This window comes from Aureibaculum luteum, from assembly GCF_003449015.1.
Taxonomy (GTDB): Bacteria; Bacteroidota; Bacteroidia; order Flavobacteriales; family Flavobacteriaceae; genus Aureibaculum; species Aureibaculum luteum.
Genome location: NZ_QRGD01000006.1, coordinates 311,512 through 326,235, shown reverse-complemented (window position 1 = coordinate 326,235; position 14,724 = coordinate 311,512). Strand labels below are relative to the sequence as shown.

The following is a 14,724-nucleotide window of genomic DNA, read 5'->3' as shown; positions in this document are numbered from 1 at the left end:
TAAATTTTAATTTGTAACTTTCGTGAAAAACCAACACGAAAAGTGAGTCTTTCTCTCTCCATAATGTATCATATTAGAAAAGCCAAAGGAAAATCTGACGGCTTAGCGGGTATTTATTGTAGAATAACTGTTGATGGAACAAGGGCTGAGATGAGCATTAGTCGGAAAGTCCCAATTGATAAATGGGATGCTATAGTAGGTAAGGTGAGGGGTGTATCAGCAATTGCTCAAGAGATAAATGAATTGATGCGAAGTGTTGAAAATGCAATTTTGGATAAACAAAGAGAACTTATAAAGCAAGGTGTTTTGTTTAATGCAACAGATTTGCGTGATGCGTATTTAGGAAAGAAACAAGACTATAAGAAGATTTTAGATTTGTTTAAAGAGCATAATGATAAAATCTATCGATTAATAAGTACTGGTGAATATGCTTTAGGAACTTACAAACGTTACGATACAGTTTGTAATCATCTTGGAGAATACATTAAATTGAATTATAAATGTTCAGATATTCCTATAAAAGATATAGATTATAAGTTCATTGAAGGCTTTGCATTTTTTCTTAAGTCTGAAAAATCATGTGCAAATAATACAACCCTTAAATACATTAGGAATTTTAAAAAGGTTATGCGTATTGCTCAAGCGCATAATTACATTTCCAAAGACCCGTTTATAAATTGGAAAATGAAAAAAAAGATTGTAAATCGGGAATTTTTATCTGAGGATGAAATAAAAAGAATGGCTGAGAAGGAATTTGAGATGGATCGATTAAATCAAGTAAGAGATATTTTCATTTTTGCATGTTTTACTGGTTTGGCTTATGTCGATGTTCAAAAACTTACTCATGATGATATATTGTTAGGTATTGATGGGAGTAAATGGATAAAAATTAAACGAACTAAAACCGATACACCGAGTAGCATCCCTATATTACCAGAGGCACAACGAATTTTAAATAAATATGTTGATTATCCCCAAAAGAAGATTACAAACAAATTACTTCCAGTTGCAAGTAATCAAAAAGTAAATGCTTATCTAAAGGAGATTGCTGTTGGTTGTAAAATTAAAAAGACATTAACCTTTCATTTGGCTCGACATACTTTTGCAACAACAGTAACACTCTCAAGAGGAGTTCCCATAGAAACGGTAAGTAAGATGCTTGGGCATACAAACCTTTCTACAACACAACACTACGCAAAAGTACTTGACCTTAAAATAAGTAGAGATATGCTAGCTTTGAAAAATCGAGAAAGTATTTTGGGAAATTCGATATCTAAAGAATATATCTAATCATATAGCTCGTCATACTTTTGGTAATATTGTAGGTGATAGGATTTATCCGTTAATGTTACAGAATTTATACCGTAATAGCGATTTAAAAACTACTTTAAATTATCAAGTAAATTTTATTCATAGGGATGCAGGTGAGGCGTTAGATAGTGTTATAAACTTCTAATAGATAAATTTTCAAAAACATCCAACTTCACAGATTTATGCAATTTCAGTTGAGTGTAAAGTCAGTGATGACATGCAAAAATGACAAGAACAATTCCAAGAAAAATCATCAGGAAATAATTCAATCAAAAACAAAAGTAAATAGTTTTCAAAAAATAAATTATTTAAAGAAACAGTTGTCGCCTTTTTGCTCAAAGTTGTCACTAACTTGTCCCAATTTTGGTCAACCGCTTTTTTTGTTTTGAAAACTTTCAGTTCATAAAATTTGTATCGATTTGATATTTTACTTTTTTTGAAAAATATTAAAAATAACTTGAAAAAATAGGCTTGCTTTTTTCTTTTTTCAAGTTTAGCCTTGTTTGTATTGTTTATTAATGTTTTATAATGTTTGTTTATAGATACCAGTGCTGGTCCATGGCTAGTCCAAATTTTGATCAAGTATCGGTACACAGGTTGTCCCGATTTTGGTCTACAGAGGATTAGAACTGGTTCATAGCTTATCCTTATTTTGGACATGTTGACCATTAATATTTTTTGCACTATTTTAATCACGATTGATATGTTAAATATTATTCTCATTTTTAAATTTTTCAAAATCATTTTTGGTTGTATTTAGTTTAAAATAGTCTTTCCCCAAGGTTCGTTTTTCAAGGCTGATTTTATTTAAAAATTTTCTGACTTCAAATCTGAACCCATTGAGTTCTTTTTTCATTTTGTAATAATTATCCCGATAATAGGTCAATTCTTCATCTTCGGTAATTAAAATAGGATCCATAAATTTCTTCTCGACCAACATGGGTACTTCTTCCTTTGCCTTTTCCTCAAAAAGAGAAAACAACATCGCATTAGTAGGTTTGGTTTGATTTTTTTCAATATCTTTAATAATGGAAATGACTCCATTGATTCTTTTTTTGATCAGGTTTTCCAGAGTTTGCATTTTTGGGCCTAACGATTCATTAGGTGAAATCCCATGATTCTCAAAAAATGCAATCATCAAACTTAAAGTCATGGACTGTGACTGTGACATCTTTTTACAAAAACGTCTAAATTTTATTGCTACGGATGCCTTAATTTTAAAGGTTTTAAACCCTTCTTTTTCATATCCTTTGTCCATTTTTTAGTAAAATATTTATTGATTTTAAAGGGCTGGCGTTGTTTTTTAGTAAAAAACTACTCTAACATCAGTATCAATAATTTCAAATGTTTTTTTAATCAACTGTTTATCAGTTAATTAAAAATTAAAATAATATCGTAACATCGCGAAGCGTGTTACCCTCTTGCTTCTCAATTTCGTCCCGATTTCTCGGGACAAAATATTCGAACATCTGATTAACATCAGTTGCCTTTTACAAAATTCAGATTCCGAAGTTCTATGTTTTGTCAACATCATATCTACCCATTGAAGAGTTATCGAATGACATAACTTTATAGTCGAAATCTAAAAGTCTAATACTCATTAAAGATATTTTATTTATTCAAAAAATGGAAATGCAGCTTATTGTCAAATGGTTCACTTTACCATCAAAAAATAAGATTTAAAGAAAATCATTCTTCAAAGACGTCAAGTTTTCATAATTGGTTTGTTAAAGTTTTATAATATGAAATAAAAAGAGTGGAAGAATTAATAATTACTCATATGAATTTTAACTGAAATCAATTTTAAGGGGTGCATGTTTATTTTCCCTCGTGTATAACGGAATAGATGAAGTGGGTCTTGTCAAGACTTTTAGGAAATAAATCAGGAGGATCTGCAACGTAGTAAAATTTTTGGATTTTCAAGGAAGTGAAACCTTATTTTTTTCTAAAACTTTGTATAGTCTTTACAAGTTCCATAATGGCATTAGCAATTCTTTTAAAGTCATTTGTGACAAGAGCGTTACAGACAGTTAAGCGATCAGAACAAATGGGTTTAATTTAGAATTGGTTTTGTCATGCCTGTTTTTCGTTGTCCCGAAAAACAACAATGGCTACATCTATTATAAACCCCTTAAAATGTTTAGCTTTCCTGAGAAAAAGCGGACTTCCTTCTGAAGTTTATAAGATTAGATAATTTCATCTAATAATAATCTTGCTAAGAAAAAATTTATTGAAAATCATAAACTTCGGAAGGGTATCCAAGATTTTTTTAGTGATGCTCTTTTCCTGAAATGAAGTGCAACGGAATGGAAGGGAATGTGCTGAATGGTAATATATAAATGAAATTATATATTATAATTAACCATACCGGGTAAAATGATTTAATTAGCTCCAGTACTTATAGAGCAAAATCTTAATCATTAGAATGTGGAAAAAATGTATTGAGAAATACAGAAAATATATCTAGAAGTACATTCAATATTTTATAATCAGTAACTTTGAATAATGTTATCGATTTTGATATAATTGAGAAAATATTATTTGAGTTAGTTTTTATTTAAAAGTCGCCTACAATTTATTTTTGGGCGACTTTTTTAGTAATAAACTTTAATACGATTTTGGCGAAAGCACCTCTGGGTTTTTAAATATCACAAATGGAAATGGCTTCTTTTAAGGCGTTTAATTTATTGGTATAAGTTGGGATAAATTCTTGAGCAACAAAACCATCATATCTTGTCTTTACAATAGCTTTCATTATTGCAGGATAGTTCAATTCTTGACTATTATTTATTTCATTTCTACCTGGTACACCTCCCGTATGGTAATGAGCGAAATATGTATGATATTTTTGAATCGTAGCAATAATATTACCCTCCATAATCTGCATATGGTAAATGTCATACAACAATTTAAAATTGGGAGCTCCAATCCTGTCAACAAGCTCAATGCCCCAAGAAGAATAATCACATTGATAATCAGGGTGATCAATTTTACTGTTAAGTAATTCCATAACAAGTGTAATGTTTTCTTTTTCTGCTTGTTTTATTATTACATCAAGTCCTTGAGCACAATTTTCAAAACCTATTGAATCACTAACCCCATTTCTATTTCCAGGAAATACAATCACTTTTTTTATTCCAGCATGTGCCGCTTTATAAATGAGTTCGCTATATTTTTTTTGTAAACAGGAATGGTTCTTAATGTCGTTAAACCCATTACAAATGTCTGTAAAAGTATCTGTAGCTAATGAACATACTAGACCATATTTTTGAACGATTTTCCATTCACATGGTTTTAAAAGGTCTATGGCTTTAATGCCCATTGTTTTAATTTTTTGAGCGAATAAATCCAAAGGAATGTCTTCATAACACCATCGGCAAACGGAATGATTAATATTACCTTTTAGTAGTTGATTGCCAATTTTGACGGAAGGTAAATTCATTTTCTAAAAACTAAAGTTATTAAAGAAAGTAGGGGATAAGTCCATATTATCTTATTTATTCTTTCTTAAATTTTGCTCCCATTCCCATGAAGAAAGTGTCATGTCATCCAATGATAATGTTGCTTTCCATTGAAGCTCTTTATTTGCTTTCAATGGGTTTGAATATAATTGTGGAACATCACCTTCTCTTCGTTGATCGAAAGAATAATTAAGTTTTAATCCAGTTGTTTTTTCAAAAGATTGTATAACATCTAAAACGGAATACCCAATACCTGTTCCCAAATTATAAACCTCAAAATTTGATTTTGAACGTTTATGCAAAAGTCGATCATAGGCCAAAACATGAGCTTTGGCTAAATCTACAACATGCAAGTAATCTCTAACGGCAGTTCCATCGGGTGTATCATAATCATTACCGAACACTTTTAGTTCATCTCTAAGACCAGCTGCAGTTTGGGTAATAAAGGGCATTAAATTGTTCGGGATTCCACTGGGTGCTTCTCCTATTTTTAAAGAATTATGAGCTCCTATTGGATTAAAATACCTTAAAGAAATAGCATTGAGTGATTCAGAAACTTTTGATAAATCTTCTATAATTTCTTCCGCAACTTTTTTAGTATTCCCATATGGAGATGTTGGTCTTTTAGTTTGGGCATTTTCCGTAATAGGTAGCGTTTCTGGTAAGCCATATACGGTTGCAGATGAAGAAAATATTAAATTGGAAATTCCATAGGTTTCCATATTTTCTAAGACATTCAGCAAAATGTTTATATTATTTTGATAATATAGTATGGGTTTTTGTACACTTTCACCTACTGCTTTTAATGCAGCAAAATTAATAACTCCACTTACATCTTTATGACGTTCAAAAAACGATTTAGTCTTTTCATTGTCAGTAAGGTCAATTTGTTCAAATTCGGGTTTGGTACCCGTAATTTCTTTGATTCTATCTAGTACTGAAATATCAGAATTACTCAAATTGTCAACAATGACTACATTAAATCCTTTTGTAATAAACTCTACAGCAGTATGTGAACCAATATAACCTGTACCACCCGTAATAATAATTTTTTGTTTCATTTTAATTTATGTATAAATAGTATTAATTCCAAAAAACAGAATACAATAGTACAAGGATTATCATTACAGCAAATGCCCCAATATTAAATAATGGACTGGTTTTAAACAAGCCTTTTTTAATATCAATTCCTTTCTCATCATCTTTACCTTTATGTTGTATTAAACTGGCTATAATTATTACGACCATCGTCAGCAAAACAGTATATCCCATTTGATGCATAAATGGAACATCAACAAATACAGAACTATTTGACCATCCATTCGGAGCAACTTTAAAATACATTGCAATTGGTATGGAAGCTAACGCACCAATAATCGCTGCTTTATTTGTAGTTTTTTTCCAAAATAAACCTAGCATAAAGACAGCTAAAATACCAGGACTAACAATACCTGTATATTCTTGAATGAATTGAAAGGCTTGATCTAGATTACCTAATTGAGGAGCCAATAATGCCGCAATTATTAAGGCTACACCAGCAGAAATTCTTCCCATACCTACAGTGCTTTTATCACTTGCATTTTTGTTAATATATTGTTTGTATATATCCATGGTAAATATTGTAGAAGTTGAATTTAACATTGATGCCAAAGAGGAAACAATTGCGGCGGCTAACGCTGCAAATGCCACACCTTTAAGTCCTGTTGGTAAAAATTGTAATAACCAAGGGTATGCTTTGTCAGCTTGTTCTAATGACGGTAAATTTTTAAGACCGGCATCACCAAGGTTTGCCATAATTTCTGGATCATTTATCATTACATAAGCGGTAATACCTGGGATTACAACAATTAATGGAATTAATAATTTTAAAAATGCGGCTAATAAAATTCCTTTTTGTGCTTCTTTTAAAGATTTAGCAGCTAAAGTTCTTTGAATAATATATTGATTAAAACCCCAATAATAAAGATTCGCAACCCACATACCACCAACTAATACTGCGATACCTGGCAAATTTTTATATTCAGGATTTGACTCATCTAAAATCATAGCAAACCGTTCTGGAACCTCTTCGTAAACTCTTGAAAGCCCCGCCACAAATCCGTTTCCTCCTGAAACTGTATCTAAGGCTAAATAGGTTGTAACGAGACCACCTAGTATCAAAAAGATTACCTGAATAACGTCTGTCCATGCTACCGCTGATAAACCACCATAAAGTGAATATGCAGCCGCAAAGAGTGCGAGACCTAATACTCCATAAACCATAGGAACACCCATTATGGTTTCCAACGCTAAAGCTCCTAAATATAATACAGTTGTTAAGTTAATAAATACATATAATGCTATCCAAAATACAGCTAAAATGGTTTTAAGATTCGTAGAATAACGTTTTTCAACAAATTCAGGAATGGTATATAACCCCTTTTCAATAAAAATGGGTAAGAAATATTTACCAACAATTAGCAAAGTAAGTGCAGCCATCCATTCATAGGAGGCAATGGCTAATCCAGAAGCAAAACCTGAGCCCGACATCCCTATAAATTGCTCAGCAGAAATATTCGCTGCAATCAAGGAAGCACCAATTGCCCACCATGGCAAAGATTTACTTGCTAAAAAATAATCTTCAGCATTTTTTTGATGTCCTTTTTTGTCACGTGATACCCAAAGTCCAACACCTAAAATAAGTAATGCATAAGCTATAAAAATAAAATAATCCCAAAATCCGAAATTTGCTGTCATAATTAATAATTTTTTTTATGTGTTTTTAATACTAGTCCCTTCATTCGGCATCGCTTCAAATGCAGTAAGTTTAATTTTGTATTTATCAAAATAGGCTTTCGAGGCTTCTTTTATGAATGGTTCAACAGCATCTTGATGAATAATATTAATAGTGCATCCACCAAAACCACCACCCATCATTCTTGCCCCAATTACTTCATCATAGTTTTTAGAAAAATCAACCAGAAAATCTAATTCAGGGCAACTCACTTCATATAAATTCTGTAAGCCTTCATGAGTCTTATACATGTTTTCACCTAGCTTATGTAGAAGTGATTTTTTTAAGGCTGCTACGGAGTTTAAAACACGTTCTTTTTCTTCAACTACATAGGTACATCTTTTGAAAATAACTTCAGAAAGTTCGTCTTTAAATTCATTTAACATGTCTTTAGAAACATCGCGTAAAGTATCTACTTTTGGATATTTTTGTTTTATAACCGCTACACCTTCTTCACATTGACTTCTTCTAATATTATATTCTCCAGAAGCCAAATTATGCGAAACATTTGTATTTAATAGTAAGATTTTAAAGGGTTCTATTTTAATAGGAACATATTCAAAATCTAAAGATTGGCAATCGAGAAGAATCACATGGTCTTTCTTGCTCATTACAGATGCAAACTGATCCATGATACCACATTTGGTTCCAACATAATTATGCTCTGCTCGTTGAGACAATTCTACTATGGTTAGTTTTGATAATTTCAAATCAAACAATTCATTCAAACCAAAAGCCAACCCACATTCTAAAGCTGCTGATGAACTGATACCTGAACCAACAGGAATATCACTATCTAAAACACAATCAAATCCTTGTAATTTATCAGTCAGCTGCTGTATTTCATAAATAACACCCAACACATAGTTTTCCCATTGTTTTTCACTTTTTTCAACAGCATCGAGTTCAAAACTAAAGCCAGTATCGAAATTATTACTATGAATAGAACAGGTGTTTAAACTGCCATTTTTTTTAAATTTAAATTGAATTTTTTTATCAATAGCAGTGGGTAAAACAAAACCATGGTTATAGTCCGTGTGTTCACCAATAATGTTTATCCTACCTGGGGAATCTATTATGAGATCCCAGTTACTTGGGTTAAATTCTATTTCTTCCATATTTAAAGTGATTTTAATTGTTCCGCTGCTGATTCAGCAGTAATATCTCGTTGAGCCATGGCAAACATTTCATATCCCACCATAAATTTTTTTACAGTTGCTGAACGTAATAAGGGTGGATAAAAACTCATATGCCAATGCCATTCTTTATAATAGGCCCCGTCTGTTGGTGCTTGATGTATACCCGATGAATAAGGAAAAGAAGTGTCAAAAAGAGCATCATATTTTTGCGTTAGCGTTTTTAATTGCTCTGCAAAATCTCTCTTTTCTTTATCTGTTAATCCTAGTATGTTTGTCATTTGTCGTTTAGGTACAATCATAGCTTCGTAAGGCCAAACGGCCCAAAAGGGAATAAGCGTTACAAAACTTTCATTTTGTGAGATTACTCTAACATCTTCCTTTAATTCTTGCTCGATATAATCTTGTAATAATCCTGTACCGTTCTTTTCTAAATAGTTTTTTTGTGCGGTTGTCTTTTTTTGAACTTCTGTAGGAATGGAATGTTGTGCCCATATTTGCCCATGTGGGTGTGGATTACTACATCCCATGATAGCTCCTTTATTTTCAAATATTTGCACATAGTTTATATCTTTATCATTTCCCAATTCTGTAAACTCGTTTTGCCAAGTGTCAACTACTGTAACCAAATCATCAATCTCCATATCAGGAATGGTTAGCGAGTGGTTTGGCGAAAAACAGATCACCTTACAAATTCCTTTTTCACCTTCCGCATGAAGTAAGCCTTCATTGTATTCAAAAAGTGGAGTGTCTTCTAAAAGAGCTCCAAAATCATTTTTAAAAACATAGGTGCTTTTATAATCTGGATTCACCTCACCGTTAATTCTTGTGTTGGTAGGACAAAGAAAACATTTTGGGTCGTAGGTAATCTCCTCTTTTTTTGCAGACGTTTCCGTTTTACCCTGCCAAGGTCTTTTTGTTCTGTGTGGTGAAACTAACACCCATTCTCCTGTTAAAATATTAAATCTACGATGCGGATGTGTTTTTAGTTGTGATTGCATAATTATTATAGGTTTCTTGAAAGCTAATATGTTAATATGAATGTTTAATCAGTATTAAAAGGAAATAATTCTGACTCAGTACTTGCTTCTCTCAATATTTCTTGAAATTCAGCAACAATTTCTGGATGCTGATCTGCAACATTGTTGGTTTCAGAAACATCATCAGCTAAATTATAAAGTTCAAAGGCACTAGGGTTTTTGGTGTTCATTTTATACCAAACACCTTTCCAATTACCTTTTCTAATTGCTTTTCTTCCTCCTTTTATATTAAATTCCCAATATAAATACTCGTGTTGTTTTTGATTTTTACCTTCCAATAAAGATGGCAAAAATGAAATCCCATCAATATTATCTGGATTTTTTGCATTTGTTATTTCAGTTATTGTTGGTAATACATCCCAAAATGCTGAAACGTGATTAGAGACACTTCCTTCATTTACTTTATTAGGCCAAACTACTATAAATGGAGCTCTAATTCCGCCTTCATATAAATCTCTTTTATAACCTCGAAATTTACCATTACTGTTAAAAAAGTCAGGATTCGTACCACCTTCTGGAGAAGGGCCATTATCGCTTGCAAACATAATAATGGTATTCTCTGCAAGACCTAATTCATTTACCTTATCTATTATCTGACCTACATAAGCATCGATTCTAGTTATCATAGATGCATAGGTTGCTAAAGGCTTTTCTACTGGAGCATACTCATGTAGTACTATATCTGGACCATAATCTGACGTGTATTTATTATCTACAGTATATGGCGTTTCTTTAAACTTACCATCGAATAATTTAAAGATGGAATCGTTAGGAGAGATAATCTCTGCATGTGGCAATACTAAAGAAATGTATGCAAAGAATGGTTTGTCTTTATTGTCTTCTATAAATTTAAGTCTATGTTCCTGAATTTTATCTGGAGCATAAGTAACTTTATTAGTCCAATCATTACCTTCTAATGAATCAATTTCTTGATTATGATTCAAATATGGTGGATAATACCTATGGGCTAAACGCTGACAGTTATAGCCATAAAATTCATCAAAACCTTGATTATTTGGATCACCTTCATTAAAACCAAGTCCCCATTTTCCAAACGCACCAGTTACATAGCCTTTTTCTTTCAAAATTTCTGCTAGCGTTACACTATTTGCAGGAAGTGGAACTTGACCATCTTTATTCGGCATAAATTGTTTGTTACCTCTAATTGGTGTATGTCTTGTATGTTGACCAGTCATTAACGTAGAACGCGAAGGTGCACACACTGAGGCTCCACTATAATGTTGCGTAAATTGCATTCCATTAGCCGCCATTTTATCTAAATTCGGCGTTTGGATAATTGTCTGTCCGTAAGATCCTAAATCGCCAATCCCCATATCATCAGCTAAAATGTATATGATGTTTGGCTTTTGATTTTCAACTATAGTTTCCTTTTGATTTTCTTTTTTTTCTTGAGCACATGAAATTAATGCTATTAAAAGTAGTGTACTTAATAATATTGCTTTAACTCTCATATGTATCATATTATGATATTGACCTTATCTAAAGATGACTTCTTTGACACCCTTTTCAAAATCTACTCCTCTTAATAATTCGAAAATTTTGGTCATTTCTGCTAGTTTTTCAGGATTAGATATAGCTAAATTATTTTGTTGACCTACATCTTCCTTCAAATTGTAAAGTTGAAACTCTGGCATATTACCAACTTCAATACCTACTTTTTCTCTAAAATTTTTGCCTTTGTAAGGAGGTATCATTAACCAGTCTCCATGTCGTAAAGCGGTTTTTCCTGTGGCTTCAATGATTAAACTTTCTCTTCCTTTTTCTGATTTACCTAATAAAACTTCAAGTAAATCTTTACTGTCAGTAGTTGAATCTTCCGTGCCAACTAAATCTGCCATAGATGCTAATAAATCCATTTGACAAACAATAGCATTTGAAGTTGCTGGTTGAATCTTACCTTTCCAATAGGTGATAAACGGGACTCTTGTTCCCGCTTCAAAGATGCTATATTTCCCACCTCTTAAGCCTCCTTTAGGATCATGTTTCCCTAATTTTTCAACAGCGTCATCATAATATCCGTCATTCAATACGGGCCCATTATCACTTGAAAAAACGACTAGCGTATTTTCTAATATTCCTTCCTCTTCTAAAGTTTTCATAAATTCGCCAATACACCAATCTGCTTCTAAAATAACATCACCTCTTGGTCCCAATCCAGACTTACCTACAAAACGTGGATGTGGTGTACGTGGCACATGAGGTTGTTGCATGGCATAATACAAAAAGAAAGGTTTATCCTTATGATTTTTCACATAATCTTGTGCTTTAGTCAAGAAATGATCCGCCATATCTACATCACTCCATTTCGCAGAATCTCCTCCCTTCATAAAACCAATTCTTGGGATACCATTTACAATACTATTATTATGACCATGATGCCATTTCATAGTTGTCATTTCTGGATTAGAAATTGCTGTAGGTTCTCCTTCAAAATTATTCTTATAATCTACAGAAATAGGATCTTCAGGATCTAAACCAACAACATCTCCATTCTCTATATAAACTGTTGGGACTCTATCTTGGGTGGCGGCCAAAATATAAGACGTATCAAATCCAACCTCATTCGGTCCAGGAGATATATGTTCATTCCAATCTGTAATTCCAGAACCTAACCCTAGATGCCATTTACCAACAATGGCGGTTTGATAACCTTGGCCTCTAAGCATTTTTGGTAAGGTTTGTTGCTCTGTGCTAATTAAAAGTGGTGCAGTACCTGGTAATATTTTAGCATCCTTATTTCGCCATGGATACATTCCTGTTAACAATCCATATCTACTAGGCGTACATGTTGCTGATGTTGCATATCCATTTGTGAATCTTATACCTCCAGAAGCTAATGCATCGATATTTGGTGTTTGCAACTCAGTTGCTCCATAGGAGCTAATATCTCCATAACCTAAATCATCAAGGTAGATGACAATAATGTTCGGTTTCTTTGATGTAGTATCCACATCATTTGCCTTTTCTGCGAGTTTGTCTTTACAGCTTATAGCAAGTATTAAAAAAGTGGCTAAAAAAAATGATTGTTTTAGGTTTTTCATATTTTGAATTTGATAAGCAAAAATAAAATTTTCAATACTAATTTTATCTCCTGATTTATCTCAAATCTAAGATAATACCCCATCTCATTTGGAGATGGGATATATATTTAATAGAAATTAATTACCTATTACGGTTATAGGTTTGTGTTATTGTCCGTCTCGCTTAGTGGTAACGGTTTATAATCTCGCGATTCATTGTAATTTTGTGCAGCATCTTTAAACTCATTTTCCCCATCAGAATAAAGTTCTTTTCCAGTAACTGATCTTGTCAACAAACTATTCTTTCTTGTTGCAGTAGCTCCACCATCATTTTTAACATACTCGTAATCAGATAAATAATATTTCATTCCATTTAATTCTGAAAATCTAGCTTGGGCATTACCCCATCTTCTTAAATCTATATTCCTAGAAGAAACACCTTGAACATTTAATTCTAATGGTCGTTCAACATGTCTTAAATGCTTTCTTAAAGTATTTTCATCAGTATATGGTAAATTTGTAACAGGTTCATTCATAACATACGTTTTACTTGCATCTACAACTGGCCCTAACAATGCCAATGCCCAACGTTCACGAATGGTATTTATGTCGCTTAGTGCGTCAGTTATATTACCCGTTTCTAAATAGGCTTCGGCTCTCATTAAATAAACATCTGCTAAGCGATTGATAATTACATTTTTACCAGATTTCCATGTGGAATTACCAACATTTTTTTCATGATCTGTAATGTCATGATTTGTATACTGTTTAAAAGCTGAAATTTTATTGTTGTTGAAAGTTTCTCTAATTGCAGCTGTAGGCTTATCATAATACTCAGTATGTTCATCATTTACCAGTGCAATCATAGAGGAGGCTCTTAAGGATATATTATCCGTGATCCTATCGCGTCCATTATACCCTAAAACAGTATTTCTTGCATCCAAAGGATCTAAAAATTCTGTGGAATACGCGTCAGTTAACCAAGCAGCTGCAACATAATGTTCCGGAGCTCCTCCACCTCTTCCATTTGGAGCAGAATACCTCGCGTTTCTAGTATTAAAACTTTCTTCGTAAAACTGAGACTCTTCCGGTTTTAATGCAACTGAGTAATTAATCTCGAAAATTGATTCTGAACTAAATTCTCCAGCTTGAGTATACATATTTTTTACATTGTTTCCTGTTAAAAGAGCATAACCATAATCAGAATTATTAATTATATCGTCAAAATAAACAATAGCTTGATCATATTCTTTCTCATACAAATGGCTTGTCCCTAAAATAGTGGCAGCAACCCCTTTGTCTACTCGAGACTTCTCATCAAAAGCAGCAGGGAGATTATCGTAAGCATATACTAAATCCTCTCTGAAAAATTTAATTACATCTTCTGAACTTGATGTAGATTTAGAAATTTCGTTTATTTCTCCTGGAACTTTATCACGTATTATGATTTCACCATTATTATATATGGCGTGTAAATAAAAATGACACATGCCTCTTAAAAGTCTTGCTTGTCCCATTTGTTCTGTCCAACGGTCATTACTTTTCAAAGTAGCATCCATACTTTCAAGTCCAGTAATTAGCTGATTTGATCTAAAAATTACTTGATACAATGCATCCCATTGTCTATTAAAATCAAAACTTCCTGAGTTATAAGTATGAGCGTAATAAGGTGTAACTCTTGCATTTGGTCTTGGGTTATTTAACCTAAGCAAAGAGTGAATTGCCAAATCAGAACGTAAAGATTCTGACCAAGCGTTAACGATATATGTATCTAACATACCTCCATAGACACCGGTTAAACTCGCATCAGACTGTTCAAGATCTGCATAGTAGATATCAGTAGAAACTTCATTTGGATTAACTTGATCCAAGTAATCACTACATGATTGTAAAAAACTGGTCATTACAATCAAAACAATTAATTTATTTTTAAAATTTTTCATTTTGTAAATTTTTTATTTA

Annotated in this window: 11 protein-coding genes and 1 pseudogene; 2 read left to right on the top strand and 10 right to left on the bottom strand. The window is 32.5% G+C overall.

All coding sequences use genetic code 11. The annotated features are described in order from the left end of the window. The first annotated feature begins 42 nt into the window (after nt 1-42). Both D3P13_RS15095 and D3P13_RS22250 read left to right on the top strand, forming a co-directional pair. Entirely contained in the window at nt 43-1,290 is a 1,248-nt protein-coding gene (locus tag D3P13_RS15095) for a site-specific integrase (protein ID WP_117883695.1), read from the top strand. Further along, a pseudogene (locus tag D3P13_RS22250) lies at nt 1,277-1,456 on the top strand (site-specific integrase); the annotation flags it as partial. The gene D3P13_RS15095 and the pseudogene D3P13_RS22250, both read left to right, overlap by 14 nt. A gap of 35 nt (nt 1,457-1,491) precedes the next feature. On the opposite strand, the gene D3P13_RS15085 reads toward D3P13_RS22250, so the two are convergent. The 10 genes from D3P13_RS15085 to D3P13_RS15040 all read right to left on the bottom strand — a co-directional run bounded on the left by D3P13_RS15085 (nt 1,492) and on the right by D3P13_RS15040 (nt 14,705). Further along, nucleotides 1,492-2,055 carry a hypothetical protein gene (locus tag D3P13_RS15085; protein ID WP_117883694.1) on the bottom strand — a complete coding sequence of 188 codons (564 nt, stop codon included), beginning with the start codon at nt 2,053-2,055 and terminating at the stop codon, nt 1,492-1,494. After that, a complete protein-coding gene (locus D3P13_RS22105; protein ID WP_198680040.1) occupies nt 2,018-2,569 on the bottom strand; it encodes a BfmA/BtgA family mobilization protein in 552 nt (183 codons plus the stop codon). Before D3P13_RS22105 ends, D3P13_RS15085 begins: the two co-directional genes overlap by 38 nt. 1,383 nt (nt 2,570-3,952) lie before the next feature. Then, nucleotides 3,953-4,753 (bottom strand): hydroxypyruvate isomerase family protein, encoded by an 801-nt coding sequence (locus D3P13_RS15075; RefSeq protein ID WP_117883693.1) that lies wholly within the window; start codon nt 4,751-4,753, stop codon nt 3,953-3,955. 51 nt (nt 4,754-4,804) lie between these two features. Continuing rightward, a complete protein-coding gene (gene galE / locus D3P13_RS15070) occupies nt 4,805-5,833 on the bottom strand; it encodes a UDP-glucose 4-epimerase GalE (protein WP_117883692.1) in 1,029 nt (342 codons plus the stop codon). A 22-nt stretch (nt 5,834-5,855) separates the two neighbouring features. Further along, entirely contained in the window at nt 5,856-7,508 is a 1,653-nt protein-coding gene (locus tag D3P13_RS15065; RefSeq protein WP_117883691.1) for a sodium/sugar symporter, read from the bottom strand. A gap of 15 nt (nt 7,509-7,523) precedes the next feature. Next, nucleotides 7,524-8,663, bottom strand: coding sequence for a galactokinase (gene galK / locus D3P13_RS15060; protein WP_117883690.1), 1,140 nt, complete (start codon nt 8,661-8,663; stop codon nt 7,524-7,526). Nucleotides 8,664-8,665: 2 nt separating this feature from the next. After that, on the bottom strand, nt 8,666-9,682 hold the full coding sequence (locus D3P13_RS15055) for a UDP-glucose--hexose-1-phosphate uridylyltransferase (protein ID WP_117883689.1): 1,017 nt from the start codon (nt 9,680-9,682) through the stop codon (nt 8,666-8,668). 44 nt (nt 9,683-9,726) lie between these two features. Then, the gene (locus tag D3P13_RS15050; RefSeq protein WP_232829210.1) at nt 9,727-11,193 is read right to left on the bottom strand and encodes an arylsulfatase; all 1,467 of its coding nucleotides are present in this window, start codon (nt 11,191-11,193) and stop codon (nt 9,727-9,729) included. A gap of 24 nt (nt 11,194-11,217) precedes the next feature. Beyond that, nucleotides 11,218-12,783: a sulfatase family protein gene (locus D3P13_RS15045; RefSeq protein ID WP_117883687.1), complete on the bottom strand. Its 1,566-nt coding sequence runs from the start codon at nt 12,781-12,783 to the stop codon at nt 11,218-11,220. 134 nt (nt 12,784-12,917) lie between these two features. After that, nucleotides 12,918-14,705 carry a RagB/SusD family nutrient uptake outer membrane protein gene (locus D3P13_RS15040; RefSeq protein ID WP_117883686.1) on the bottom strand — a complete coding sequence of 596 codons (1,788 nt, stop codon included), beginning with the start codon at nt 14,703-14,705 and terminating at the stop codon, nt 12,918-12,920. Nucleotides 14,706-14,724 lie beyond the last annotated feature (19 nt).

Excerpts from the sequence above, each read along its gene's own strand:
- D3P13_RS15085 (WP_117883694.1), bottom strand. The coding sequence starts at position 2,055 with ATGATTTTGAAAAATTTAAAAATGAGAATAATATTTAACATATCAATC.
- D3P13_RS22105 (WP_198680040.1), bottom strand. The coding sequence starts at position 2,569 with ATGGACAAAGGATATGAAAAAGAAGGGTTTAAAACCTTTAAAATTAAG.
- D3P13_RS15075 (WP_117883693.1), bottom strand. The coding sequence starts at position 4,753 with ATGAATTTACCTTCCGTCAAAATTGGCAATCAACTACTAAAAGGTAAT.
- galE (WP_117883692.1), bottom strand. The coding sequence starts at position 5,833 with ATGAAACAAAAAATTATTATTACGGGTGGTACAGGTTATATTGGTTCA.
- D3P13_RS15065 (WP_117883691.1), bottom strand. The coding sequence starts at position 7,508 with ATGACAGCAAATTTCGGATTTTGGGATTATTTTATTTTTATAGCTTAT.
- galK (WP_117883690.1), bottom strand. The coding sequence starts at position 8,663 with ATGGAAGAAATAGAATTTAACCCAAGTAACTGGGATCTCATAATAGAT.
- D3P13_RS15055 (WP_117883689.1), bottom strand. The coding sequence starts at position 9,682 with ATGCAATCACAACTAAAAACACATCCGCATCGTAGATTTAATATTTTA.
- D3P13_RS15050 (WP_232829210.1), bottom strand. The coding sequence starts at position 11,193 with ATGAGAGTTAAAGCAATATTATTAAGTACACTACTTTTAATAGCATTA.
- D3P13_RS15045 (WP_117883687.1), bottom strand. The coding sequence starts at position 12,783 with ATGAAAAACCTAAAACAATCATTTTTTTTAGCCACTTTTTTAATACTT.
- D3P13_RS15040 (WP_117883686.1), bottom strand. The coding sequence starts at position 14,705 with ATGAAAAATTTTAAAAATAAATTAATTGTTTTGATTGTAATGACCAGT.